The organism is Actinomadura xylanilytica, from assembly GCF_030283145.1.
GTDB lineage: Bacteria > Actinomycetota > Actinomycetes > Streptosporangiales > Streptosporangiaceae > Spirillospora > Spirillospora xylanilytica.
Map to the genome: position 1 here is coordinate 483,566 of NZ_JASNWE010000005.1, position 23,034 is coordinate 506,599.

Annotated in this window: 26 protein-coding genes and 1 pseudogene; 16 read left to right on the plus strand and 11 right to left on the minus strand. The window is 71.4% G+C overall.

Annotated features, from left to right (window positions below):
• Window positions 1-180, plus strand: a pseudogene (locus QP090_RS37795) (hypothetical protein); the annotation flags it as partial.
• Window positions 181-467: 287 nt separating this feature from the next.
• Here the strand turns inward: QP090_RS37795 and QP090_RS32050 are convergent.
• The 3 genes from QP090_RS32050 to QP090_RS32060 form a co-directional block, all read right to left on the minus strand.
• Complete coding sequence (locus QP090_RS32050) at window positions 468-1,442, minus strand: hypothetical protein (RefSeq protein WP_285943389.1); 975 nt, start codon at window positions 1,440-1,442, stop codon at window positions 468-470.
• Window positions 1,443-1,733: 291 nt separating this feature from the next.
• Window positions 1,734-2,327: a DUF1707 SHOCT-like domain-containing protein gene (locus QP090_RS32055; RefSeq protein ID WP_285943390.1), complete on the minus strand. Its 594-nt coding sequence runs from the start codon at window positions 2,325-2,327 to the stop codon at window positions 1,734-1,736.
• A 124-nt stretch (window positions 2,328-2,451) separates the two neighbouring features.
• Window positions 2,452-3,075 (minus strand): serine hydrolase domain-containing protein, encoded by a 624-nt coding sequence (locus QP090_RS32060; RefSeq protein ID WP_432763103.1) that lies wholly within the window; start codon window positions 3,073-3,075, stop codon window positions 2,452-2,454.
• Window positions 3,076-3,151: 76 nt separating this feature from the next.
• Between QP090_RS32060 and QP090_RS32065 the strand changes: the two genes are divergently transcribed.
• Window positions 3,152-3,649 (plus strand): cupin domain-containing protein, encoded by a 498-nt coding sequence (locus QP090_RS32065; protein ID WP_285943392.1) that lies wholly within the window; start codon window positions 3,152-3,154, stop codon window positions 3,647-3,649.
• A gap of 324 nt (window positions 3,650-3,973) precedes the next feature.
• On the opposite strand, the gene pdxR is transcribed toward QP090_RS32065, so the two are convergent.
• A complete protein-coding gene (pdxR, locus tag QP090_RS32070) occupies window positions 3,974-5,383 on the minus strand; it encodes a MocR-like pyridoxine biosynthesis transcription factor PdxR (RefSeq protein WP_285943393.1) in 1,410 nt (469 codons plus the stop codon).
• Between the two features lie 47 nt (window positions 5,384-5,430).
• On the opposite strand from pdxR, the gene QP090_RS32075 reads away from it, so the two are divergent.
• The 7 genes from QP090_RS32075 (at window position 5,431) to QP090_RS32105 (ending at window position 10,178) form a co-directional block, all read left to right on the plus strand.
• Window positions 5,431-5,895 (plus strand): carboxymuconolactone decarboxylase family protein, encoded by a 465-nt coding sequence (locus tag QP090_RS32075; RefSeq protein WP_285943394.1) that lies wholly within the window; start codon window positions 5,431-5,433, stop codon window positions 5,893-5,895.
• A 71-nt stretch (window positions 5,896-5,966) separates the two neighbouring features.
• Window positions 5,967-6,176, plus strand: a complete 210-nt coding sequence (locus tag QP090_RS32080) for a hypothetical protein (RefSeq protein ID WP_285943395.1) — start codon at window positions 5,967-5,969, stop codon at window positions 6,174-6,176.
• Window positions 6,177-6,194: 18 nt separating this feature from the next.
• On the plus strand, window positions 6,195-6,374 hold the full coding sequence (locus tag QP090_RS32085; protein WP_285943396.1) for a ribbon-helix-helix domain-containing protein: 180 nt from the start codon (window positions 6,195-6,197) through the stop codon (window positions 6,372-6,374).
• Between the two features lies 1 nt (window position 6,375).
• The gene (locus QP090_RS32090; protein WP_285943397.1) at window positions 6,376-6,720 is read left to right on the plus strand and encodes a VOC family protein; all 345 of its coding nucleotides are present in this window, start codon (window positions 6,376-6,378) and stop codon (window positions 6,718-6,720) included.
• An 83-nt stretch (window positions 6,721-6,803) separates the two neighbouring features.
• Window positions 6,804-8,420 carry an MFS transporter gene (locus QP090_RS32095; protein WP_285943398.1) on the plus strand — a complete coding sequence of 539 codons (1,617 nt, stop codon included), beginning with the start codon at window positions 6,804-6,806 and terminating at the stop codon, window positions 8,418-8,420.
• Between the two features lie 15 nt (window positions 8,421-8,435).
• The gene (locus QP090_RS32100) at window positions 8,436-9,152 is read left to right on the plus strand and encodes a DUF7507 domain-containing protein (RefSeq protein WP_285943399.1); all 717 of its coding nucleotides are present in this window, start codon (window positions 8,436-8,438) and stop codon (window positions 9,150-9,152) included.
• A gap of 219 nt (window positions 9,153-9,371) precedes the next feature.
• On the plus strand, window positions 9,372-10,178 hold the full coding sequence (locus QP090_RS32105; RefSeq protein ID WP_285943400.1) for an MOSC domain-containing protein: 807 nt from the start codon (window positions 9,372-9,374) through the stop codon (window positions 10,176-10,178).
• A gap of 48 nt (window positions 10,179-10,226) precedes the next feature.
• Here QP090_RS32105 and QP090_RS32110 read toward each other — a convergent pair whose 3' ends face one another.
• Window positions 10,227-10,586 carry an ester cyclase gene (locus QP090_RS32110; protein WP_285943401.1) on the minus strand — a complete coding sequence of 120 codons (360 nt, stop codon included), beginning with the start codon at window positions 10,584-10,586 and terminating at the stop codon, window positions 10,227-10,229.
• A 221-nt stretch (window positions 10,587-10,807) separates the two neighbouring features.
• Complete coding sequence (locus tag QP090_RS32115) at window positions 10,808-11,659, minus strand: class I SAM-dependent methyltransferase (protein ID WP_285943402.1); 852 nt, start codon at window positions 11,657-11,659, stop codon at window positions 10,808-10,810.
• Between the two features lie 385 nt (window positions 11,660-12,044).
• On the opposite strand from QP090_RS32115, the gene QP090_RS32120 reads away from it, so the two are divergent.
• Together QP090_RS32120 and QP090_RS32125 are read left to right on the plus strand one after the other, a co-directional pair.
• Window positions 12,045-13,151, plus strand: coding sequence for a tyrosine-protein phosphatase (locus QP090_RS32120; RefSeq protein WP_285943403.1), 1,107 nt, complete (start codon window positions 12,045-12,047; stop codon window positions 13,149-13,151).
• Between the two features lie 272 nt (window positions 13,152-13,423).
• Complete coding sequence (locus QP090_RS32125) at window positions 13,424-14,605, plus strand: tyrosine-type recombinase/integrase (RefSeq protein ID WP_285943404.1); 1,182 nt, start codon at window positions 13,424-13,426, stop codon at window positions 14,603-14,605.
• 113 nt (window positions 14,606-14,718) lie between these two features.
• Here QP090_RS32125 and QP090_RS32130 read toward each other — a convergent pair whose 3' ends face one another.
• Window positions 14,719-15,240, minus strand: a complete 522-nt coding sequence (locus tag QP090_RS32130; RefSeq protein ID WP_285943405.1) for a hypothetical protein — start codon at window positions 15,238-15,240, stop codon at window positions 14,719-14,721.
• A 92-nt stretch (window positions 15,241-15,332) separates the two neighbouring features.
• Window positions 15,333-15,998, minus strand: coding sequence for a CatB-related O-acetyltransferase (locus tag QP090_RS32135; RefSeq protein WP_432763097.1), 666 nt, complete (start codon window positions 15,996-15,998; stop codon window positions 15,333-15,335).
• A gap of 67 nt (window positions 15,999-16,065) precedes the next feature.
• Between QP090_RS32135 and QP090_RS32140 the strand changes: the two genes are divergently transcribed.
• Complete coding sequence (locus tag QP090_RS32140; protein ID WP_285943407.1) at window positions 16,066-16,716, plus strand: TetR/AcrR family transcriptional regulator; 651 nt, start codon at window positions 16,066-16,068, stop codon at window positions 16,714-16,716.
• A gap of 40 nt (window positions 16,717-16,756) precedes the next feature.
• On the opposite strand, the gene QP090_RS32145 is transcribed toward QP090_RS32140, so the two are convergent.
• Window positions 16,757-17,158, minus strand: a complete 402-nt coding sequence (locus QP090_RS32145; RefSeq protein ID WP_285943408.1) for a winged helix-turn-helix transcriptional regulator — start codon at window positions 17,156-17,158, stop codon at window positions 16,757-16,759.
• A 102-nt stretch (window positions 17,159-17,260) separates the two neighbouring features.
• Between QP090_RS32145 and QP090_RS32150 the strand changes: the two genes are divergently transcribed.
• From QP090_RS32150 to QP090_RS32160, 3 genes are all read left to right on the plus strand, one after another.
• Window positions 17,261-17,914, plus strand: coding sequence for an NAD(P)-dependent oxidoreductase (locus tag QP090_RS32150; RefSeq protein WP_285943409.1), 654 nt, complete (start codon window positions 17,261-17,263; stop codon window positions 17,912-17,914).
• 105 nt (window positions 17,915-18,019) lie between these two features.
• A complete protein-coding gene (locus tag QP090_RS32155; RefSeq protein WP_285943410.1) occupies window positions 18,020-18,952 on the plus strand; it encodes a TIGR03564 family F420-dependent LLM class oxidoreductase in 933 nt (310 codons plus the stop codon).
• Between the two features lie 312 nt (window positions 18,953-19,264).
• Complete coding sequence (locus QP090_RS32160) at window positions 19,265-19,393, plus strand: hypothetical protein (protein ID WP_285943411.1); 129 nt, start codon at window positions 19,265-19,267, stop codon at window positions 19,391-19,393.
• A gap of 19 nt (window positions 19,394-19,412) precedes the next feature.
• Here QP090_RS32160 and QP090_RS32165 read toward each other — a convergent pair whose 3' ends face one another.
• Window positions 19,413-19,922, minus strand: a complete 510-nt coding sequence (locus QP090_RS32165) for a TetR/AcrR family transcriptional regulator (RefSeq protein ID WP_285943412.1) — start codon at window positions 19,920-19,922, stop codon at window positions 19,413-19,415.
• 114 nt (window positions 19,923-20,036) lie between these two features.
• Window positions 20,037-20,915 (minus strand): alpha/beta fold hydrolase, encoded by an 879-nt coding sequence (locus QP090_RS32170; protein ID WP_285943414.1) that lies wholly within the window; start codon window positions 20,913-20,915, stop codon window positions 20,037-20,039.
• Window positions 20,916-21,029: 114 nt separating this feature from the next.
• Between QP090_RS32170 and QP090_RS32175 the strand changes: the two genes are divergently transcribed.
• On the plus strand, window positions 21,030-23,006 hold the full coding sequence (locus QP090_RS32175) for an AfsR/SARP family transcriptional regulator (RefSeq protein ID WP_285943415.1): 1,977 nt from the start codon (window positions 21,030-21,032) through the stop codon (window positions 23,004-23,006).
• The last annotated feature ends 28 nt before the right edge of the window (window positions 23,007-23,034 follow it).

Genomic DNA, 23,034 nt, shown 5'->3' on the forward strand with positions numbered 1-23,034 from the left:
TTGACGTCGATCGAGCGCACCGCGTATCCGCAGTTCAAGAGGGTGACCTCGGCTCGGGTGCTGCACGTGTTCTTCACCCCGACGGGTGAGGAGATCGGCTGGGCGCGGGCCCGGACCGCGAGCCCCGAGGCGTTGTTCGCGCTGGTGCTGGAGCTGAAGTGCTTTCAGAGGGCCGTTCGCGAGTTGATGTCCTCTTCGTCGTTGAGGTTGGGAGGGGCGGGCTCGTCGGAGACTCGCTGCCGGGCTATGGACGCGGCTGAGGGAACAACCCCGGCTCTGTCGCGACGAGGATGCCGCGACTGATCAAGCGTTTGAGTACGCCGCAGGCCGGTTCGCCGTAGGCGTGAGTAGACAAGGCATCCCGAGTAGCACCGAACATCCTGCCGATCCCCGGCGCGTCTGGAGGAGCCGGGCTGAAGCCGGGTCCGGAGGACCTCGCGGAACTCAGGTAAGGGGGGAGCCGGTTCTCAGCCTCGGGCGGGCCGGGTCGCCAGTCGTTCGCCCAGTTCGGCCCGTGCGGTCGCGATGACGGCGGCCGGGTCGTCAGTGGGTCGCAGGCCGAAGGTCTCTTCCAGCCAGGACAGGAACATCGTGCGCTTGGCCGCAGGTTCGCAGGGGCGAAGGCCCACCCGAGTCTCGTCGCACCAGATCTCGGTGTCGGTGAGGGCCGCGACCAGTTGGTAGAACTCTCGGACGTTGCGGGCGACGACATGGGCGCCTGCAGTGGTTCCCAACGCGACAACGGGGAGGTCTGGGCGGTCGTCGAGCCGCCACAGGGCGAAGAACGTGTCGCTGTCGTTGGTGGCGAACGGCGCCAGATCGGCGGTGAGCTCAGGGTTCTCCAACCCTCCGTCTTCGCCGTACTCGTCGAGCAGCCAGAAGCCGTTCGCGAATCCGTCGAAGGCCGCATTGGGGAGGAGGTTCAGTTCGTGGACCGGTGACCAGACCGCGTCCGGGATGATCGGGTGGACCCAGGCAGCCCATTCCTTTCCCAGTTCTGCTTCCGCGCCGTAGACGATGGCCTTCCAGTCATCGGCGGGCGTGATGCCGAACGTCTCCTTCAGCCAGGCGAGGTAGGGCTTGTTCTCCACTGGCTCATCGCACTCGCGGAGGCCGAAAGACTCCCAATCGATGTCCGGCTCGCAGTCGGCAGGGATCGACGCGAGCAGACGGAGGAATTCCCGGAAGTCGAGGGAGATGACGTGGACCCCGCCTTCATCGCCCATGGCGACGACCGGCAGGGCGGCCAGGTCTTCGCGGTCGTCCTTGCGCCAGATTCCGTACCGCGACCCACTGCCGTTGGCCTGCGCGAAGGAGACCAGCCGGTCCTCGGGCTCGTCACCGTACTCGTACATCTCGAAGCCGTTGGCGAAGAAGTCTTCCTGGGCGTCGTAGAACTCCTTGAGAAGGTTGAGTTCGGGGATGGGAGAGAACACGTCCACTGCAAGGGCCTCCACTCATGATCACTTTCGAGTGCCGCAGAGGCTAACACCAGGGAACGACAGACGGTCACCGGTCAGCGGATGAAAGGTGTGGCCGGGTTGGGAACCTCGGACAGCAGGCAGCGAGCAGGCCCCAGCCGTCGGGGTCGGCGATCCGGTCGGAGGGCGCGCGCAGGCCGCCGTACCGCTCGACGGTGCGGGCCCACTCCTCGCGGCGCGCCGGCGGTGCGCCTGCACCAAGCGCGAGATGTCAGGGCCCGGATATCGCCGCTGTGTCCGGGCCCTGCCGCGTCACGGGCGCGGCGCCTGCCACCGGATGTCGAGCCGGCCGTGCCGCATTCGGCCCACCAGGCGGACGTGCAGCGTCTCGGGCGTGTTGCCGCCTGCGTTCCTGCTGATCGCCACCTGGCTGTGCCGCGCCGACAGCTCGTTGGCGTCCACCACCATGCCCGGCGCGAGGACCAGCTCCACGGTGCCGCCACTCACCCGTAGCTCGATGACCAGCTCGGGCGCGCTGCGCACCGCGCTCGTCAGGTCCAGGACCACCTCGCTCCACGCGGTGCGCAGCACCAACCGGTGCGGCAGTGTCCACCGGCCGTCACGGCGCACCGAGCCGTGCCGCTCCTTGATGGTGAGCAGTTCGGCGGCCGGGTCGGCCGGCGGCGGCGTGAGTGCGCCGTGGCTGCCTGGCGTCGCGACCAGATCGGTGATGAGCGGGGTCAGCGCGTCATGGGTGCGGGCGGTCAGTGCCATGCCCAGCCGCTCGTCGAACTCGACCGGGTCGAGCCGGCCGTCGGCGACGGCGGTGTGCAGCAGCTCGATGACCCGGTCGCGGTCGGCGTCGGACGCACGCAGCGCGGGCGAGCTGTGCGGATCTGCAGTCATCCGGCCTCCTGGGCGGCGAGGTGGTGGCATCGCGCCACCGACATTTAACAATACTGATGCTCTTCGACGGGAATGGTGAACCGTCCTGCTTCTTTCGGGGCGTACCCGGGACGTGGGCTCACTGTCAGTTGTCGATGGCCGGTGGAGCGTGGTCCAGAAGTCGTGGATGGCCCGCGCCGAATCCGGGGTGGACATCCTGGTCGATCTGGTCGGCGGGCACGTGGAAGCCGGTGTTGGTCATGCCCAGTGGGTCGAAGATGCGTTCGCGCAGGAACACCTCGAACGACTGGCCGGTGACCCGCGCGACGAGCACGCCGAGCAGATCCTTGCTGATGTTGTACTGCCAGTGCTCTCCGGGCAGGTGCATCAGCGGAAGCGCGCTCAGGCGGCGCGTCCACTCATCCGGCTTGGGCATCGGCTCCGGCAGATTCGGGGTCAGCCCCTGCTCGAAGACCGCGTTCATGATCGGCGTGCCCAGCGCCGTCATGTCCATGCCGAGCCCGAACGTGGAGGTCAGCACGTCCCGTACGGTGTCGTCGAGCGGGCCGCCGACCCGCGTCAGCACCCGCCGGTCTGCGGGTTCCGGCAGCCACGGCTTCACCAGATCGTCCGGCCGCGGCCTGCACTCGTCCAGCAGCACCTTCGCCGCCGCGACCGTGACCGGCTTGGACGTCGAGGCCATCCGGAAGATGGTGTCCCGGCGCTTCGGCGCGCTCCTGAGATTGACCCATGATTCTCCGGTCTGAATGCACCCTGTGAGAGGTCTTTCTGGCCTCTAGGTTCATCAGTGCAGCCAGAACCGAACGTCGAGGGAAAGAGCGATCATGACCGTCAGCAACGCACCGAAGCCCGTACTCGTCCGTGCCGCGGAGGCCGAGTCCCTCCAGGACGGCGCGACCAGCCTGATCACGCTCCTCGCCGACTCCCACGCCACCGGCGGCGCGCTGACCGCCAACCGTGCGACGTTCCAGAAGGGCTCACCCGGTGCGCCCGCGCACTTCCACACGCGTGCCACCGAGACGTTCCTCGTTCTCAGCGGCTCGATGCGGATCCTGCTCGACGACCAGGTCCTCACTCTCGGGCAGGGCGACTTCCTCACCGTCCCGCCGACCGTGCCGCACGCGTTCGCGCCGGCCCTGGGATCGGAGGCCGAGATGCTCGTCACCTTCACGCCCGGAATGGACCGGTTCGACTACTACCGCCTGCTGGAGCGCGTCTACCGCGGCGAGGCCACGATCCAGGACATCCGTGACAGTTCCGAGCGGTTCGACAACCACTACTTCGAGAGCCCGGTCTGGCAGCAGGAACTCGCCGCGCGCTGAGCCGACGCCAACCACCGGAGCAGAGAGCACGGTTCCGCCATCCATTCGCGTCACCGTCGACGCTGATCGCCGCCCGGGTGGTCCAGGGCATCGGCGGCGCGTCCCTCTTCCCCGCGACGCTGAACCTGGTGTCGACCTGCTTCGCTGAGGGACGTACTCGACCTCGCAGACGCACTCGATGACCGTCGCCGGCGCGGCACTAGCCGGAGCAGTCCTGCTGGCCGCGCTCGACCTGAGCAGAGGACGGCGGATCGCCACCGCCGCGCCAATAGAGCTGACCGCAGGAGCCGGACCCCGCTGACTCCGTGATCGAGTCGACGGGGTTCACGGCGGGTGCGGCAGGATCTGGCACAGCGTGTCGAGGGCGGCGGCGTAGGCGTGGTCGGGTGGGGCGGCGTAGCCGACGACCAGGCCGTCCCACGGCGCGGTGGCGGCCCCAGGGTGGCGGTAGCCCGCGAGACCGTCGAGCGCGAGGCCCAGCCAGGTGGCGGCCTTCACGGTGGAGGTCTCGGTGCCCGGCGGCAGGCGGAGCACCGCATGCAGTCCCGCGGCGATCCCGGTGACGTCGATGTGCGGGGCCTGCGCGGCGAGGGCGTCGACCAGGCGGTTACGGCGGTCGCGGTAACGCTGGCGCATCCGCCGGATATGCCGGTCGTAGGCCCCAGAGGTGATCAGGTCCGCGAAGGTGAGCTGGTCCACCACGCTCGTCCACCGCTCCCGCTCTCCCTTCACCGACAGGACGGAATCGACCAGCCGCTCGGGCAGCACCATCCAGCCCAGGCGCAGCGCGGTCGACACGCTCTTGCTGGCCGACCCGACGTACAGGACATGGTCGGGGTCCAGTGCCTGGACCGCGCCGATCGGCTCGCGGTCATAGCGGAACTCACCGTCGTAGTCGTCCTCGACGACCACCCGGCCCCGGGCCCGCGCCCAGTCGACCGCGGCGATGCGTCTGGCCGGAGCGAGCGGGCCGCCGATGGGAAACTGGTGGGCCGGGGTGAGCAGGGCCGCGCCTACGCCGCGCAGCCCGTCCAGCTCTTCGGTCCTGGAGCCGTGCTCGTCGAGGCCGAGCGGCACGGTGTGGACGTCCGCGCCGGCCAGCAGCGCGCGGTGGAAACCCAGGCCGTAGGCCTCGACCGCGAGCTTCCCGCGGAGCACGCCCCCGCCGAACAGCAGGCGGATCGCGTCGGAGAAGCCCGCGCAGATCACGATGTTCTCGGGCGAGGTGCGCACGCCCCGGACCCGGGCGAGGTAGTCGGCGAGCGCCGTGCGCAGTTCGATCCGGCCCTGCGGGTCGCCCGGCCCGAAGGCCTCGTTGGGCGCGGCGGTGAGCGCCCGGCGCGTCGAGGCCGCCCAGGCGTTCCTCGGGAACGACGAGATGTCCGGACGACCCTGCAGCAGATTGTGCGTGGGCGCACCCGACGCAGCGGGGGCCTTCTTCGGCACCCGCACCCGTTTGCCAGGGGCCGGGCGCTCGGCGACCCGGGTGCCCGATCCCTGACGGGCGATCAGCCAGCCCTCGGCGGCCAGCTCGGAGTAGGCCTCGGCGACGGTGTTCCGCGCGAGGCCCAGGTCGGCGGCGAGCGACCGGTAAGGCGGCAGCCGCGTTCCCGCCCCCAGGCGTCCGTCCTGGATCGCCTCGCGCAGAGCCTGTCTGAGCGCGGCCCGGCGCGGCCCGGTACCGGCCAGCTCAAGATGCAGGTCGACCCCAGAATTGACCCATGATTCCGGCACCTTGATGCACCTCCTCGTCGGTCTTTCGGCTCCCTAGATTAGGCACCATGACGAACACCTGCACACCCCGGATCGATTTCGCCGCCTCCGCGCCGCGGGCGTTCAAGGCCCTGATCGGTCTCGACGCAGCCGCCCGCGAGGGGCTCGACCCCGCGCTGGTCGAGCTGATCCAGATCCGTTCCTCGCAGCTCAACGGCTGCGCCTACTGCCTGCACATGCACGTCGGCGCCGCACGCAAGGCCGGCGAGGACGACATGCGCCTGCACATGGTCGCGGTCTGGTCCGAAGCGTCCCACTACTTCTCCGCCAAGGAGCGGGCCGCCCTGGCCCTGACCGAGGCGGTGACCCTGATCGCGGCGGACGGCGTCCACGACGACGTCTACGCCCGCGCCGCCGCGCAGTTCGACCCCGCCGAACTGGCCCAGGTCCTTGCGGTGATCTCCGCGATCAACACCTGGAACCGTATAGCGATCACCACCGCGAGGGTCGCGGGCACCGACGAACGCCGCTGACACCTGGCTCCGCGATCGGGAACACCTTCGAGCCGAGCAGCAAGCAACCGAGGCCATGCCAGTTCGGGCGAGTGGTCGTGCCGATGCGGGACCGCGCCGTCGGCGCCGCGGGGGAGTCGGACGCGGTGGGCGCTGAGCGCGCAGTTGCCGGCACTGGCGTCGGCCAGCAGAAGGTGACCGATCTCGGGCAGATGCTCGGCGTCGCCGGCGCGGACGACGTCCGGATCGTGCGGCTTGGCCATGAAGACAGACATCTCTCCCTGGCCTTGCTAGCTAGCTAGTATGCTAGCATCGAACCCATGGGCGACGAGGACGTCAAGCAGTTCAACGTGTACCTGCCGATAGGACTGATCAGGCAGGTCAAGCATCACGCGATCGAGACGGGCATGTCGTTGTCGGCGTTGGTCGCCGACGCGTTGCGTGTCTACCTCGACGACACCAACGGGCAGCAACATCACTCTTCCGAAAAGGAGTCATGACATGGGGACAGAAGGAATCGAGGCGGTGTTCCTGGAGACCCGCAACTGGGGGAAGGCCGCGAAGTTCTTCCAGGCACTGGGGTACGAAATGGAGATGTCCGCCGGCGACGGATCCGGTGTGTTCCGTAACGGCGAGGGGCCTTATCTCGTCCTCGTGGAGATCCCCGAGGATCGGGAGCCGGGCGTACAGATCGCTTTGAAGGTGCCCGATGCCGACGCGTTCCGCGCCGATCCCGCCATCGATGTGGTGACCCCGTTCCAGGACACCCACTACGGGACCCGGGAAATGACCGTCCGGGATCCCGACGGGCGGTTGTGGAGCCTACAGGCGCCCACCAAGAGCTGACCCGTCCGGGCCCGGTCCGCCTCGGCCGACCGGGCCTGTGCCCTGCCCAGGCGATTCCTGCCGACGTCCACGAAGGGATACGAATGAAAAGATGGCGCGGCAATCCTTGGGCGGTGCTGCTGACGCTCAGCCTGGGATTCTTCATGTCACTGCTGGACCTGACGGCCGTGAACGTCGCCATTCCCAGCATGATCGACGACCTGGACGCGTCGCTGGACCGGGTGTTGTGGGTCATCAACATCTACATCCTCGTCCTCGCCGCGCTGCTGATCACGTTCGGCCGGCTGGGCGATGTGCACGGGCCGCGCACCATGTTCATCGGGGGCGTCGCCCTGTTCACGGTCGCGTCCGTGCTGTGCGGCCTGTCGCAGGATCCGGCCCAGCTCATCGCCGCCCGGGCCATGCAGGGCCTGGGCGCGGCGGCGCTGACGCCGCAGACGATGACGATCATCATCGGCACCTTCCCGGCCGAGCGGCGCGGCACGGCGCTCGGCGTCTGGGGAGCGGTCGCGGGCGTGGCCACGATCGCCGGGCCCACGATCGGCGGACTCCTGGTCAGCACGGCCGGCTGGCGCTGGATCTTCTTCGTGAACGTCCCGCTCGGCGCGATCGTGCTCGCGATGGCCGTCACGCTCGTGCCGGACGTCCGGCACGGCACCCGACACAAGCTGGACGTGCCGGGCGTGCTGCTCGCCACGGCGACGCTGGCGTGCCTGACCTTCGCGCTCACCGAGGGCCAGCGCTATCACTGGAACGCCGGGATCTGGGCGCTGCTCGGCGGGGCCGCGCTGCTGCTGGTGGGGTTCCTGGTCCACCAGCGCACCCGGCAGGGGGGCGAACCACTGCTGCCCTTCGTGCTCTTCCACGACCGCAACTACGCGGTCATGAGCTTCGTGTCCGCGACCGTCCAGGTCGGGATGATCGGCCTGTTCCTGCCGGTGATGATCTATCTGCAATCGGTGCTGGGCTTCAGCGCCCTCAAGGCCGGACTGGTGATGGCGCCGGCGATGGTGGTATCGGCGGTCCTGTCGCCGTTCTCAGGCCGGATGGCGGACCGGGTCGGCGGCCAGTACGTCCTGATGACCGGCCTGTCCCTGTTCGCGGTCGGCATGGCCTGGCTCACCTGGGTCACCGGTGTCGGCCGTGCGTGGTGGGAGTTCCAGCCGGCCCTGATCGTGGCCGGGGTCGGCATCGGCTGCGTGTTCGGCCCGATGGTCACGGTCGCGATGTACAACGTGGAGCCCAAGATGGCCGGGGCCGCCTCCGGCGTGCTGAACACGATCCGGCAGATCGGCACGGTCATCGGCAGCGCCGCGGTCGGCGCGGTGTTGCAGAATCGCCTGGCCTCCTCACTCCAGAACGAGGCGGCCGACCGGGCCGCCGGCCTTCCGGCGGGCGTCCGCGGCCAGTTCGTGACCGGCTTCGACAACGCCGCCAAGGGCGGCCTGGAGGTCGGCGCCGGGCAGACCGGCGCGACGCTCCGACCACCGCCGGGGACGCCGGCGAGCCTCGCCCACCACATCCAGCAGGCGGCGGCATCGGTGTTCGAGCACGGGTTCGTCCACGCCATGCGGCCGACCCTGGCACTGCCCATCGCCGCGATCACGGTCGGCGCCGTCTCCTGCCTGCTGGTGCGATGCCGGCAGGACGACAGCCCGCGCAAGGCTCCGGCAGCGGCCGAGGCCGGTACTTCGGCCTAGCGACCGCGCTCCGGCATGCCGGCGGCCGACGACTTCGAAGGGTGGGCGGTGCCGGTGGCCGCCTCCACGCTGAGACCGCCGTCCACGGGCAGGACGACGCCGGTGACGAAGGCGGCGCGGTCGCTGAGCAGACAGGCGGCGGCCTGCGCCGGCTCGGACGCGATGGACGGCCGCGCGGATGCTGCCGGGGTCCGCCAGGTCGGCCGTGACGTGGTCCGCGATGCCCCGGCGGCGCGGATCCCCGGTCCCAACATGGTGACCGTCCGCGGCCCGGGGAACGGCACGACCGGGTACTGCTGGCTGGACGCGACGACCGACAACATGACGACGACCGGCCCCTGGACGTCCACGCTTCCCGGACGGCTCCAAGGCGACCTCACCCAGATTCCCGCCGACGCCACACCGGAACAGGCCGAGGCGCTGCTGGAGCCGGTGAAGCGGACCGTTCACGTCGTGGTGTCGCCCGCGCCGAACCCGGTGGTGACCGAAGAACCACTGAACACCATCACCATCAGCGACACCCTCGCAGAAGGGCTCAGCTGCCCGACCACCACACTGGCCCCAGGTGAATCAGTGACCTGCACCGGCCGCCACAACGTCACCCAAGAGGACAGGAAACGCGGATACGTCACGAACACCGCAACCGCAACAGGCCAGAGAGAGGACGACGACCAGCCCGTCACCTCCAACGAATCCGAGCTGACCGTGCACGTCAACGAGCCCAAACCTTAGGTTGGCGGGCACCGGCCCGGCCGGCGGGCCCACCGATGGAATCCGCCGGCCGGGGCGTACCTGGCGAGTCAGGCCAGGATTCGGTCCCATGATTCGTCAACTGCCAGTGTCACGGGCACATGATCGGCAGATACCTCGAGTCGGGTGAAACTGACGGGTCTGTGGCAGGTATCGCCCCTCTCCCTTGGCTCCGGTCCGCGGGAACCGTAGCGTCCAGGCATGGTCAAGATCGTCGGACTGAACTGCCATCCGGTCAAGGGGTGCGCCGGCACCGCGCTCGATCAGGCGGTGCTGACCCCCGCGGGCATCGCGCACGACCGGACGTTCATGGTCACCGGCACCGGCGGCGTGTTCCGTAGCCTGCGCCGCGATCCCAGGCTGGCGCTGGTCAGGCCGCGGGTCAGCGCGGACGGCGCGCTGCTCACCCTCCGGACGGACGGCTCGGACGCCATCACGGTCGCGGTGGACCTGACCGGCCCGCGCCGCGAAGTGCGGATGTTCGGCGACCCGTATCCGGGCATCGACCAGGGCGACACGGCGGCCGAGTGGCTGTCGGACGTGCTCGGCTCATCCAGCCGCCTGGTCAGGCTGCCGCCCGAGTATCACCGTGTCACCGATGGCCTGACGCCCGGGACGGCCGGCTATGCCGACGGCAGCGCCGTGCATCTGACCGCCGTGTCGTCCTTGGCGGCCCTGAACGAACGGATCGCGGCGCGGGGTGCCGGGACCGTTCCGATGAGCCGCTTCCGCCCCAACATCGTCATCGACGGCTGGGACGAGCCGCACCTGGAGGATCGGATCCGCCGCGCCGCCGTCGGCGACGCCGAACTCGGTTTCACCAAGCTCGCCATCCGGTGCGCGGTCACGGTGGTCGATCAGGCCGGGAGACGGGCCGGGCCCGAACCGCTGCGCACGCTGGCCGGCTACCGGCGCACCCCCGATGGGGTGGCCTTCGGGGTCAAGTTCTCAGTGACCCGGGAAGGCAAGGTGTCGGTCGGCGACGAGCTGACCGTCACCGCCTGGTAGGCCCGTCGAGGAGCGATTGTCGATTCCTGTGGACGCTCTGAATCTTGATCACTTGGTGGCGTCGCGGTAAGTCCACATCTCGGCGAGCCGGCCGTCCTGCACTCGGATGAGCCAGACCAGGCGGGTGGTGGTCGGGTTGTCTTGTGGTCCGTGGCCGGCGCTGCCGACGATGGCCACCAAGTCGCTGTCGCCGAGGATGGAATCGATCTGGAACCGCAGGTCCGGTTGTGCTGTGCGGATCCGTTCGACGGCCTGCCGCACGTGGTGCGGACCGGTCACTTCAGGGTGGGCGTGGTCGATCCAATCGGGGCTGAGGATCTCATCGGCGATCGAGGGGTCGCCGGTGTTCCACATCTCGAAGTAGCGCGTCGCGATGTGCTGGGCGGACTGGGGCATGTCACTGTTCATCAGTACTCCCTCAGTATGGTTGGACATTGTGACTCGGCCGGCCTTCCGGCGAACCGGGCGATGTAGGCGTCGACCTCGGCCTGCACCGCTTCGGCGGGCATCGGCCTGCTTGGAGAACCTGCTGAGTGCTTCGGGAAGGTACGCCCTTCCCCGCCGATCCACAGATTCAAGCATTGCGCGCGGTCAGACCGCCCAGGGCGAGGACGGACGGCTCCGGTTCGCTAAGAGGCCAGCCGGGCGGCGGTGGCGGCGATCGTCGTGCAGGACATGGTGAAGGTGCCGCCTGCCGCGTCGACGGCGGCACCGAGGCCGTCGAGGAGTTCCTGCTGGACGGCCTCGGGGTGCCGGGTGAAGCCGCCGGTGGTGGGGACCAGGTCCAGCCACTCGTCCCGGGTGTAGGGCCGCTCCCAGGAGGACAGCCATTCTTCCGGCTCGCCGAACGTCCCCGCCTGCCGGATCACGTCGGCCACCCTCGCGCATCCGGCCCGGTAGGTGTCGACGGCAGGCCTCGCCCAGAAGCCGGCAGGTGCCGAGTCCGGCAGCACCCGGCGGAAGACCCCGGCGAACGCCTCGCGCAGGTCCTTCGGCGGGTCGAAGGCGTTCCAGAACACCGCCAGCCTGCCGCCGGGGCGCAGCACCGCGGCGGCTTTCGCCGCGCCCGCGACCGGGTCCACCCAGTGCCAGGCCTGCGCGGCGACGACCGTGTCGAACGTGCGGCCGGCCGGGTCCCAGTCCTCGAACTTCGCGACCTCCGTCTCGGTCCCGCCGCGCCTGGCCAGCTCGGCCATTCGCGGGTCGGGATCCACGCCGAGCACCTGGCAGCCTGCCGCCGCGAACAGCCGGGCGGAGATGCCGGTGCCGCACCCGACGTCGAGGACGTCGCTTCCCGGGCTGGCGGCGATGACGCGCTCCACCAGGTCGACGGGATAGGTGGGCCTGGCCCGGTCGTAGCGGCCGGCGTCAGCACCGAATCCCTCGGCGACCTGCCGCTGGAGATGCGATGCCCGCGCCCGCTCGTCGCCCCCGGTTCCGGTCTCGGAGTCCCCCTCAGGGCCAGACGGTGGAGTGATCACGCGTCCACCATAAGTGGGCTTGTGCCCATTTACCCCATGCGTTCACGGACAGCGAAGGAAGAGCGGACGAGCGGCCCAGCCCGCGGTCGGCGGGCCCGCCCCGGATTCCAGTGGACGGCTTACCGCCCGACCAGAACGGGTCCCGGCCGATGAAACCGATGAGCCTGGTCTGGGTGTCCGCACCACCGGACACCTCGACCCGGGCCCCGAACTGGCGGCGGACCGCCGCTTGTCTCCCGGAACAACATCTCCCGATCGACTCTGATTTGTCCAACAATTGAATGAATCCCTCCTTTTCTGGATTATTTCAGCAACACCAATCAGATCCCTTTCCTCGGCAACAGGACTGCCCCCGGACCCCCTCACCACCCGCCAAAGGACCGCCATGCGCACCCCCCCGTCCCGCGCCCGCCTGCCCCGCGTACTCCTGGCCGCCTCACTGGTGAGCGGGGCCGGAGCCATCACCGCCGCCCCGGCGCACGCCGCCGTCGCGGCCCGCCCGGCCGGCCCGGCGGCCGGCGCCGTCGCCGGGATCCCGTTCGTCGAGGCGCGGGCCGAACGCGCCGCCGACGGGAGCCACCTGATCACCTGGGCCTCACCGGCCGCCACGGTGAACGTCACCGCCTTCACCGACCCCGACGCCACCCAGGGCGGGAGCGAGGTGGGCAGCGGCCCCGGCAACGGGCAACTGACCGTCCCCGCCGGACGCCTGCCCGCCGCGGCCCGCTGGTACTTCCGGCTCACCCCCGACCAGGGCCGGCCCCTCATCGTGGCCGAGCGGTCGGCCGGCATCGAGACGGCGCGCAACTTCCGCGACGTCGGCGGCTACCGCACCACCGACGGCCACTGGGTCCGCACGGGCATGGTCTACCGCTCCAACAAGCTCTCGTCCACGACCCCGGCCGACCAGCAGCGCATGACCGACCTCGGGATCACCCTGGACGTCGATCTGCGCAACATCAGCGAACGCCGCGACGACCCCGACCGGCTACCCGCCGGAGTCCGGTACCAGGTCGCTGATGTGGCCGACCTGACCCACGGCGTCAAGTTCCACGACCCCGCGCTGATGACCCTGGCCGAGGCACTGCTCGCGGGACTGCTGAGCGGCTCCTCCGATCTCGGCCAGAGCATCGGCTACCCGTTCATGGTCAACTTCACCGGCGCCGACCGCGCCTACCGCGACCTGCTCAACGCCACCGCGGCCAACAACGGCGCCACGGTCTTCCATTGCAGCTCCGGCAAGGACCGCACCGGGTGGGGCACCGCCGTCCTGCTGACCATCCTCGGCGTCCCCCGCGCCACCGTCGAAGCCGACTACCTGGCCAGCAACACCTACCTCGGCAGGGACGACGCGGTGCAGATCGCCTGGCTCCGCGCCGCCTTCGACGAGGCCGACGACCTCTACGGCAGCTTCGACGCCTACGTCAAGCAGGGCCTCGAGCTCGACGACGCCACGATCGCCGCCCTGCGCGCCAAGCTCCTGACCTCCTGACCGAGCCGCGCCCGGACGGAGTCCCGACACGGCCGTGGATCAGCCCCAAAGGTGATCCACGGCCGTCCCGACGCTGTGCAGGGACGCCTGCAACGACCGCCACCGTCAGCGGGAGTACCGTTCGATCGACACATGGGCGCCGGCCGGCGCCAGGCGGTCCGGGCTCGCCGAACCCGGTGGGCTCATGCCGGATCATGTGCACCCGGCGCAGCGTCCCACCGCGGAAGGACACGATGAACCTGCCCACCAGGCCCCCAGGGGCGGATTCAGAGGTGTCCGCCCAGGTACCACTCCTGTCCCCGCAGTCGCCCGTGCACCAAGGTCCGCAGCAGGAGCCGGACCGTCGGCCGGGGTTCGGCGCCGCCGGGCCGGGAACCATGGTGTCCACCCTCGGCGCGCCGGCGGCGGGGGTGGTGGTCCTGCGCGGACGGGCTCCGGCCCGTACTCCGCAGCAGTTGGCCGACCTGCTGCGCAGCGCCGGCGCCGGGCTGCCCGAGCGGGTCCTGCGTGAGATGGGTACCACGACCGGGACCTGGCTTCAGGGCGAACGCCGCTCCTCTCCGGCCACGCAGGCCGGCTACATCCGGGAGGTGGCCTGGTGGATCACCTGGGTCGCCGCGCGCGGCCTGGACCCGACCGACGTCAGCCATGTCGAGGCCGACCTGTACGCCGCGGCGCTGCGCGCGCAGGGCCTGAAGGACGCCACCCGGGCGCGGCGGCTCTCGGCCGTCAGCTCCTGGTACGCCTACCTGCACCGCGCCGGACTGGCCGCACGCAATCCCTTCGGCCCGGGCATGGACCGGCCGCGGGTCGACCAGTACTCCTCCACCCGCGGCATCTCCGCCGACGACATGGAAAGGATGCTGGCCTGCGCCAAGGCCCGGGAATCCACGCGGACCTACGCCCTGCTGGCCGTGATGTTCTCCACCGGCTGCCGGGTCGGCTCCGTCACCGACACCACGGTCGGCAGCCTCGGCCACGATTCCGGACACCGCACCATCGACCTGCCCGTCAAGGGCGGCAAGACCAAGCGGTTCGTGCTGCCCCCGCTGGCCAGCGAGGCCATCGACGACTACCTCGAGCAGCGGGCCGAGGACACCGCCGGGCCCGGCGGCCCCCTTCCCGGCGACGCGCCGCTCTTCGCCACCAGGACCGGGCGGCATATCGACCAGCCGTATGTCTTCAGGCTGGTGCGACGCATTGCTGCGGCGGCCGACGTCCAGGGCGCCGACCAGTTGTCCCCGCACAGCATCCGGCACGGCGTGGCCACCCTCCTCCTCGGCAGCCACGCACTGCACGTGGTCCAGGACTTCCTCGGCCACGCCAACCCCAACACCACCCGCCGCTACGACGAAGACCGCGAGAGCCTCGACCGCTCACCCGCCTACGCCCTCGGCCAGACCCTCCGGGCCGGTGTCGCCCGCCGCCAGTCCCGCTTCGAACGCCCGGTGTGACGGGCCCGCCCTCCGCTGGGCGGCCTGACCGCGATCAGCCAGAATGGGCGGCGCCTGTGAGTCCGGCTCGCTGCGCCTGGGCGGAGCCGCGTCCGGGCTCACCTCGCGCGGGATCAGAGGTCGTACAGGTAGGCGGGACAGTCGAGGCTCTCGGCGGCGATGAGGACGATATGAGGCTGCGTCCTCATGGCCCACCAAAGTGGAGTGTGGGTGTAGGAACGGCCCCAGGTGGCGAAGCCGTGGTCCGGCCAGGAGTCTTCGGTCGCCGGTCCGGCCGTGGAAGTGTCCACCCAGTCGTGCCCGCCGATGCGGTCGCCGTTCTCGTGGGCCGTCCAGCCGTGCGTGAGGTTGCCCTCGTGGTACCAACCGGTCAGCACGGTGGTCTGTAGGTCGGCCGAGAGGTGGCCGCCCGTGTCGCGGTGCCACTCGCCGGAGTGGTGGCCGGTGACGACCGTCCAGTCGCCGTCCTCGCAGAGGACGAACGTGCGCAGCTCCAGGTGCTGGAGGACCTCGTCAGGGTCGGGGAGAAGCGCGGACGTCTCGAACACCATCTCGGCCTCAGTCCACAGCAGCGCGTTCACGGCCTGTTGTACGGCGACGAGTGGCGCTTTCGCCTGTAGCTCGAAGGTCTTCATGCTCATGAGGAGGGCGGCTCGAGTCCGTCGGGGAATGGCGGGGCGCGGGCGGTCTCGGCGAAATACGGACCGCCCTCCGCCTTGACGTGGCGCTACCGCCGTTCGGGTGCCGCGGCCTCGAGGTCGTCGACGCTGCCGGACATGATCGTGCGGACGTGCTCGGTGATGTGCTGGAGCGGCCAGTCCCACCAGGCCAGGGCCAGAAGGCGGCTGACGTCCTCGTCGCTGTAGCGGCGGCGGATGAGCCGGGCCGGGTTGCCGCCGACGACGCCGTAGTCGGGGACGTCGTCGACGACCACGGCACCGGAGGCGACGATCGCTCCGTCGCCGATGCGGACGCCAGGCATCACCAGGGCCCGGTATCCGAGCCAGACGTCGTTGCCCACCCGGGTGTCGCCCCGTCCGGGCAGGCCGGTGATGAGGTCGAAGTGCTCGGCCCAGGAACCGCCCATGATCGGGAAGGGGAACGTCGAGGGGCCGTCCATGCGGTGGTTGGCGCCGTCCATGATGAAGCGCACGCCCTCGCCCAGCGCGCAGAACTTCCCGATGACCAGCTTCTGCGGCCCGTAGTGGTACAGCACGTTGCGGGTCTCGAACGCGGTCGGATCATCGGGGTCGTCATAGTAGGAGAACTCCCCGACCTCGATCAGGGGAGAGGTGACCAGGGGTTTCAGCAGCACCACGCGCGGCTGCCCGGGTATCGGATGCACCACGGTCGGGTCGGCGGGAACGGGCGGCATCATGATACGAGACTCCACTAGTGCGACAACTGCTGCGTTAAGATGCTGGCACGACGCCGCCCCCTAAGCAAACGGAATCTCGACGATGACTCCCGTAGCGCCACGGCCGGAGGACGACCGACCGGCGCCTCCGCCCCTGCGTCGACCTGGCGGCCGTACCACCCGCATCCGCACGCAGGTCCTCGACGCGGTCCGCGCGGAGCTCGGCGAACACGGCTATGACCAGCTCACCGTGGACGCCGTCGCGGCCCGCGCGGGCGTGCACCGCACCACGGTGTACCGGCGCTGGGGGGACGTCGGCGGCCTGCTCGCCGACGTCTACGACGCGGCGGGCGACGACGACTGGCGCCCCCGGGACACCGGCTCCCTGCAAGGCGACCTCGCGGCCCTGAACCACGAGATCCAGGAGGCCCTGACCGCCCGGCCGTCGATCGCCGCGGCCCTGATCGCCGCCTCGTTCCGCTCCGACGTGGCCGCCCGCGCGCAGCGGCGGCTCTGGGAGGACCGGTACACGCGCTGCGAGATCGTCGTCAGCCGGGCCGTCCGGCGCGGCGAACTCCCGCCGCACACCGACGCGCGGAGACTGCTCATCGCCGCCACCGCGCCGCTCTACCACGAGCTGGTGCTTCTTCAGACGCCACTCGACCCGCACCTGCCCGACCACGCGGCCAGGACCGCCGCCCTCGCCGCGTCCGCCGGCGTCTTCGCCGAGCCCCCGTCGGACGCCGACCTCTGACGGGACGGCCCACGCGACGACGAGCGGGCACGCGCCGGGTTCACCGCGCGGGGGGTCGGGCGGACGGCGGCGGCGCGAGGATGTGGTCCTCGTAGGCATCTCGGGCGTCGAGCAACTCGGGCAGATGCGCCTCGGTCCAGTCGCAGAAGGCGGCCATCGGCGTGAGGAGCGTCCGGCCCAGCGAGGTCAGTTCGTACTCGACCCGTGGGGGCATCTCGGGGTAGGCGGTACGGGTGATCAGGGCGTCCCGCTGCATCGCCCGCAGCGTCTCGGTCAACACCTTCGGCGTGATGCCGCGCAGCGGGACCTTCAGCTCGGAGAAGCGCCGGGGGCCGCTCTCCAGGCACCTGATGACCTTCGCGGTCCATTTGTCGCCGATCCGGATGGGAGGGGTGGCGCGGACGCATCCTGCGAACATCTCGGGATCGAGTGGTTGGCTCACTCTCGCGAGAGTACGTAACTATCTTTGCGGAAACCAAGGGTCCACGGGTTAGCGTCCGCGGCATCGGCCGGCGTCGAGCCGGCCTTGTCGAAGGGATCCCTCATGAGCAAGGTCGTCATCTTCGGAGCGGGCGGGCGCGCGGGCCGGCACGCGGTCACCGAGGCCGTCGCCCGCGGCCATCAGGTCACCGCGGTCGTGCGCGACACGGCCAAGCACCGGAGTCTGGCCGGTGACGGCGTGACCGTGGTATCCGGCGACGTCACCCGCGCGGACAGCGTCGCGGCGGTCGCCTCGGGGCACGACGCGGCGATCAACGCCGCGGCCCGGCTCGACATGGCCTCTGACGAGTTCTACGTGAGCGCCGCGCACGCTCTGTCGAGCGGCCTGCCCCGTGTGGGAGTCGGTCGGCTGCTCTGGATCGGGATCGGCACCATGCTGGAGGCCGCGCCCGGAGTGCCGGTCCATGACACCCCCGGTTTCCCTGAGGAGGGACGGGCCTTCTCCCTCGGGCATGCGGCGGGACTCGACGCGCTCCGCACCGCCGGGGCCGAGATCGACTGGCTGGTGCTCGCCCCGCCGCCCGTCGTCCTGGACGACGAGGCGCCGCGGACCGGCCGGTACCGGACCGGCGGTGGCCAGGTACTGCCCGCCGGTGAAGGCGCGTCCGGGTTCTCCTACGCGGACTTGGCGGTCGCGCTCGTCGACGAGATCGAGACCCCGAAGCACCATCGTTCGCTGACCGCGGTGGCCGCCTGACCCGGCGTCCTTGACGGGGCGTGCCGCCCGCCGCCATGGCCCGCCGGCGGCACGCCCCCTCAGCCGCGCACCGTGCGGCCCGCAGCATCTGATCAAGGAGGGCGAATGCGCATCAGCACGAACGTCGGCATCGGTATCGACCGCCCCCGGACGCTCGACGAGACCGTCGCCGAAGTCCGGCGCGCCGCTGACCTCGGGCTCGATGGCGCCTGGTGGGCGGAGCGGCGCACCTTCGACGCACTCACGGCCGTGACCGTCGCCGGTCTGGCCGTGCCGGACCTCCCGCTGGGAACGGCCGTGGTCACCACCTATCCGCGTCATCCGCTGGCACTGGCCGGCCAGGCCCTGAGCGTGCAGGCCGCCATCGGAAACCGGCTCACGCTCGGCATCGGGCCAGGTCACAGGCAGCACGTCGAGGCGTCACTGGGGCTGAGCTTCGAGCGTCCCGCCCAGCACACCCGTGAATACCTGAGCTCCTTGATGCCGCTGCTGCGCGGCGAACAGGTGGAGTTCCGCGGCGACGTCCACCATGTCGTCGGGCAGGTCCCGACGCCCGGCGCGCAGCCGCCGTCCGTGCTCCTGGCCGCGTTAGGGCCGGTGATGCTGCGCATCGCGGGTGAACTCGCCGACGGAACCGTCGCCATCTGGACCGGGGTGCGGACGGTCGCGACGCACATCACCCCGCGCGTCACCGCCGCGGCCGACGCCGCCGGACGGCCTGCGCCGCGCGTCCTCGTCAACCTCCCCATCGCCGTCACCGACGACCCCGCGGGCACGCGGAACCGGATCGCCGCTCACTTCGCAGGCGTCGGCATGGTGCCGCGCTACCGGGCGCTGCTCGAGATGGAAGGCGCGGGCGGCGGCGCGGATGTCGCGATCGTCGGCGCCGAGCGCGAGGTGGAGAAGGAGCTTCGCCGTTTCGCGGACGCGGGTGCGACCGAGTTCATCGCCGTGCCGTTCGGTTCGCCCGATCAGGTCGCCCGGACGCTCGCGTTCCTCGGCCACCTCACCGGGACCGCCGGGCGGGCGAGCTCATGACCTGGACGATGGACGGGCGGTGTCGGCCTGTGGGCCGGCCCCGATGACGGTGTCCAGAGCGTCGCGGGCGTTCAGGAGGCCGGTCACGGCGTCGGTGAGCCGTTCGCGTTCTCGCTGCAGTTCGACGAGCACCGGGCGACGCCGGCGAGCGCGGGCGACCCACGCCACCGTCGGATCCAGACATGCTTGCCGCACCAGCCGTGGTCGCCGGCATGCTCGCGCTCAGTTCGTCTGTCGGGCGCAGGTCGATCGTGCTTCTCAGCATCCGGTCGCCTCATTCCTCATCCTGTGGCAGGCCGGTGATGGAGGGCCGTGGTCGACTACCCCCTGACCGGTCTGATCCTCGTCGTGCCGGTGTCGTTCGCCGTGTTCATCACCAGCGCGCTGTTCCCTGGTCCGGCCGAGCGGATACTGCGGCTCGTCCGGAGCGCTGGCCGGTAGGCCCTTCGACCCAGGTCGGTCATGCCGGCTCGGTCGTCGGCGTGACGCCGGCGGTGGCCGCCGTCACGGCTTTGAGGACGGCTCCGGCGTCCGGCGGGGCGGACTTCCGGTCGGCGAAGAGCAGGTGCCCGGTCCCGATCAGCATGGGGGCGAGGGTCGCGATGTCGGCGTCCGCCGTGATGCGGCCCAGTTCGCGCTCGGCGGTGAGGTAGGAGGCGATCATGGCCGTGGCCTCCGTCAGTACCGGGATGCCGGCCGGCGTGGTCTGGCGGAGCCGGGTGCGCAGGTCGTCCCGGGAGGTGACGAGGCTGACGATCGCCACGGCGACCGACTCGAACAGGTCCGTCAGGGCGCCGGTGAGGTTGGCGGCGACGGTGCCGGTCCCGGCGGAGTCGCGCAGGGCGGCGGCCTGGCCGTCGATCCGGGCGACGCGGTCCAGTACGAGTTCGGCGAGGAAGGCGTCGAAGTCGGCGAAGTGGCTGGACCAGCTGCCCACCACCGGCGGCCACACCCGGCTCCCGCCGGCCACGCTGGCAGAGGTGCTGGCGGGCGTCGGCGCCGCCATCGACGCGATCGGGGGCAACGTCGCGATGCGCTATGCCACGGTGACGGTCACCGCGACCCGCCTTCGCTGACGCTGGGGTCAGCGGGCGAGCAGGTCCCGAAGGGCCTTGGCGATGTCGGCGGGGGCCTCCTCCGCCATGAAGTGGCCGCAGGTGACGCCGGTGTGCCGCAGGTCGGGCGCCCAGGCGCTCCACAGCGCCGCGGCGTCGAAGCCGAGGGCGGCGCCCCAGTCCTGCTGGAGGACGGCGACCGGCATCCGCAGCCGGTTGCCGGCCTCCAGGTCGGCCTTGTCGTGCTCGACGTCGATGCCGGCGGAGGCGCGGTAGTCGGCCACGATCGAGGGGACGGCCTCGCGGGACGCATCCAGGTAGGCGGCGCGGACGTCGGCGGGGATCGCCGCGGGGTCGTTGGCCCAGATGTCGAGGAAGTGACCGAAGAAGGCGTCCGCGCCGGCGGCGATCATCCGCTCGGGCAGGCCCGGCGGCTGGGCCATCAGGTACAGGTGGAAGCCGACGGCGGCGGTGGTGCCGTGCATCACGTCCCACATGTCCAGGGTGGGCAGCACGTCAAGGCAGGCCAGATGGGTGATCGTGCCGGGGTGGTCGAGGCCGGCGCGGAACGCGACCAGGGCGCCGCGGTCGTGCCCGGCCAGCGCGAAGCGGTCGTGGCCCAGGGCGCGGGCCAGGGCGACGATGTCGGCGGCCATGGTGCGCTTGGCGTAGGTGGTGCCGTCGGTCTCCGCCGGCTTGTCGCTGGCGCCGTATCCGCGCAGGTCGGGGCAGATGACGGTGTGGTCGGACGCCAGGTCGGCGGCGACGTGCCGCCACATCAGGTGGGTCTGCGGGAAGCCGTGCAGCAGCACGATCGGGCTGCCCGTCCCTCCGACGGCAACGTTCAGGGACACGCCGTCGGCGACGGGGACGCGCCGGTATTCGAAGTCGGCGATGGTCGATGTCATGGCTCGGCCCTTCCATTTGTTGTCCGGTCGCCTCCAGCCTGCCCGGCGCGAATGAGCATCCGGTCAGCGCGCTACCGTGACCATGGGGAACGCGCCGGGAAGGACGGTCGAGGGGTGCCGATCGTGTTCGGGGTGCTCGGACCGGTGACGGCCTGGGACGGTGCCGGGAACGCGATCGCCCTGAAGGGGCCGCGGCACCGCGCGGTGCTGGCCCGGTTGATCATCGCCCGCCGCCGCGTCGTCCCGCTGTCCGGGCTGATCGAGGATCTGTGGGACGATCCGCCTCCCGGGGCGGTGGGCGCGGTGCGCACCTTCGTAGCCGCGCTGCGCCGCGCGCTGGAACCCGGGCGTCCGCCCCGTACGCCCGCCCGGCTGCTGGTCACGCAGGGGCCGGGGTACGCGCTGCACGCCGAGCCTGACGCGGTGGACGCCTGGCGGTTCGAGCAGGCGGTGACCGCCGCCGCGACGCTGCCCCCCGAGGACGGGCTCGACCGGCTCACCGAGGCGCTCGGCTGGTGGCGGGGGCCCGCCTACGCCGAGTTCGCCGACCAGCCGTGGGCCCGCACGGAACGCTCCCGCCTGGCCGAACTCCGGCTGCACGCCGTCGAGCGCCGGGCCGGGACGCGGCTGGCCCTCGGCCTGGCCGCCGAGGCGGTGCCGGACCTGGACGCGCACGTGGCCGAGCACCCCTGGCGCGAGGACGCCTGGTGGCTGCTGGCCCTCGCGCTCTACCGCACCGGCCGCCAGGGCGACGCGCTCGCCGTCCTGCGCCGCGCGCGCACGCTGCTGGTCGAGCAGCTCGGCGCCGATCCGGGCCCGGCGCTCCGCCGCCTGGAGAGCGACATCCTCCACCACGCCGGCCACCTCGACCCCGCGTCCGGGCCGGACGGGGCGGCGGCCCGGGTGTGGGCGCAGACGGCCGCCGTCTACGACCGGACCGTGAGCTCGGGGTCCCGGGCCCGGCTCGAGTCGACGGTCGGCCTGCTGCGCAATCTCGCGGTGACCGGGGGGACCGGCCTGGAGGCCGCGCGCCGGCACCGCCTGGCGGCCATCGCCGCGGCCGAGGAGCTGGGCGACGCCGAACTGACCGCCCGGGTGATCGGCGCCTACGACGTCCCGGCGATCTGGACCCGGTCGGACGACCCGCGGCAGGCGGCGCGGATCGTGGCCGCGGCCGAACGCACCCTGGCCCGCGTCCCGCCCGGGGTGCACGAGGCGGCGCGGGCCCGCCTGCTGGCCACCATCGCCGTGGAGTCGCGCGGCACCCGCTCGGCGCGGGGACCCGAGGCCGCGCGCCGGGCCGAGGAGATCGCCCGCCGCCTGGACGATCCCGCGCTGCTGGCCTTCGCCCTCAACGGCGTGTTCATGCAGGCGTTCCAGCGCGCGGGGTCGGCGCCGCTCCGGGACGGGATCGGCGCCGAGCTGGTCGCGCTGTCGGCCCGGCACGGCCTGGTCACCTCCGAGGTGCTCGGACACCTCGTCCGGATCCAGGCCCGCAGCGCGCTCGCCGACTTCCCGGGGGCCGACCGGCACGCGGACGCCGCGGACGCGCTCGCCGAGCACCATGAGCTTCCGCTGGTGGAGGTGTTCACCCGGTGGTACCGGGCGCTGCGGCTCGCCGCGTCCGAGCGGGCGTCCGTGCCCGTGGCCGAGGCGGCCTACCGGGACGCCGCCGCGCTGCTGGACGGCGCCGGCATGCCCGGGCTGGAACACGGCCTGCTGCCGCTCGCCCTGTTGGGCCTGCGCGTGCAGCACGGGCTGCCCGCCCCCACCGACGACCGCGTCGACTGGGGCCCCTACCGGCCCTGGGCCCGCCCCTTGGTGCTGCTGGCCCAGGACCGTCCGGCCGAGGCCGCCGGGGCGCTGCGCGACGTCCCCGATCCGCCCCGCGACCTGCTGCTCGAGGCCCTGTGGTGCCTCATCGCGCGGGCGGCCATCGCCGTCGGCGACAGGGCGGCGATGGAGCGCGCGCGCCGCGAGCTGGCGCCCGCCGCGGCGGAACTGGCGGGCGCGGGCAGCGGCCTTCTCACTCTGGGCCCGGTCTCCCGGTACCTCGGCGATCTCGCCGCCGCCCTCGCACGCGCCACCTGACCGGGGCCGGAGCGTGCGATGCCCGCCG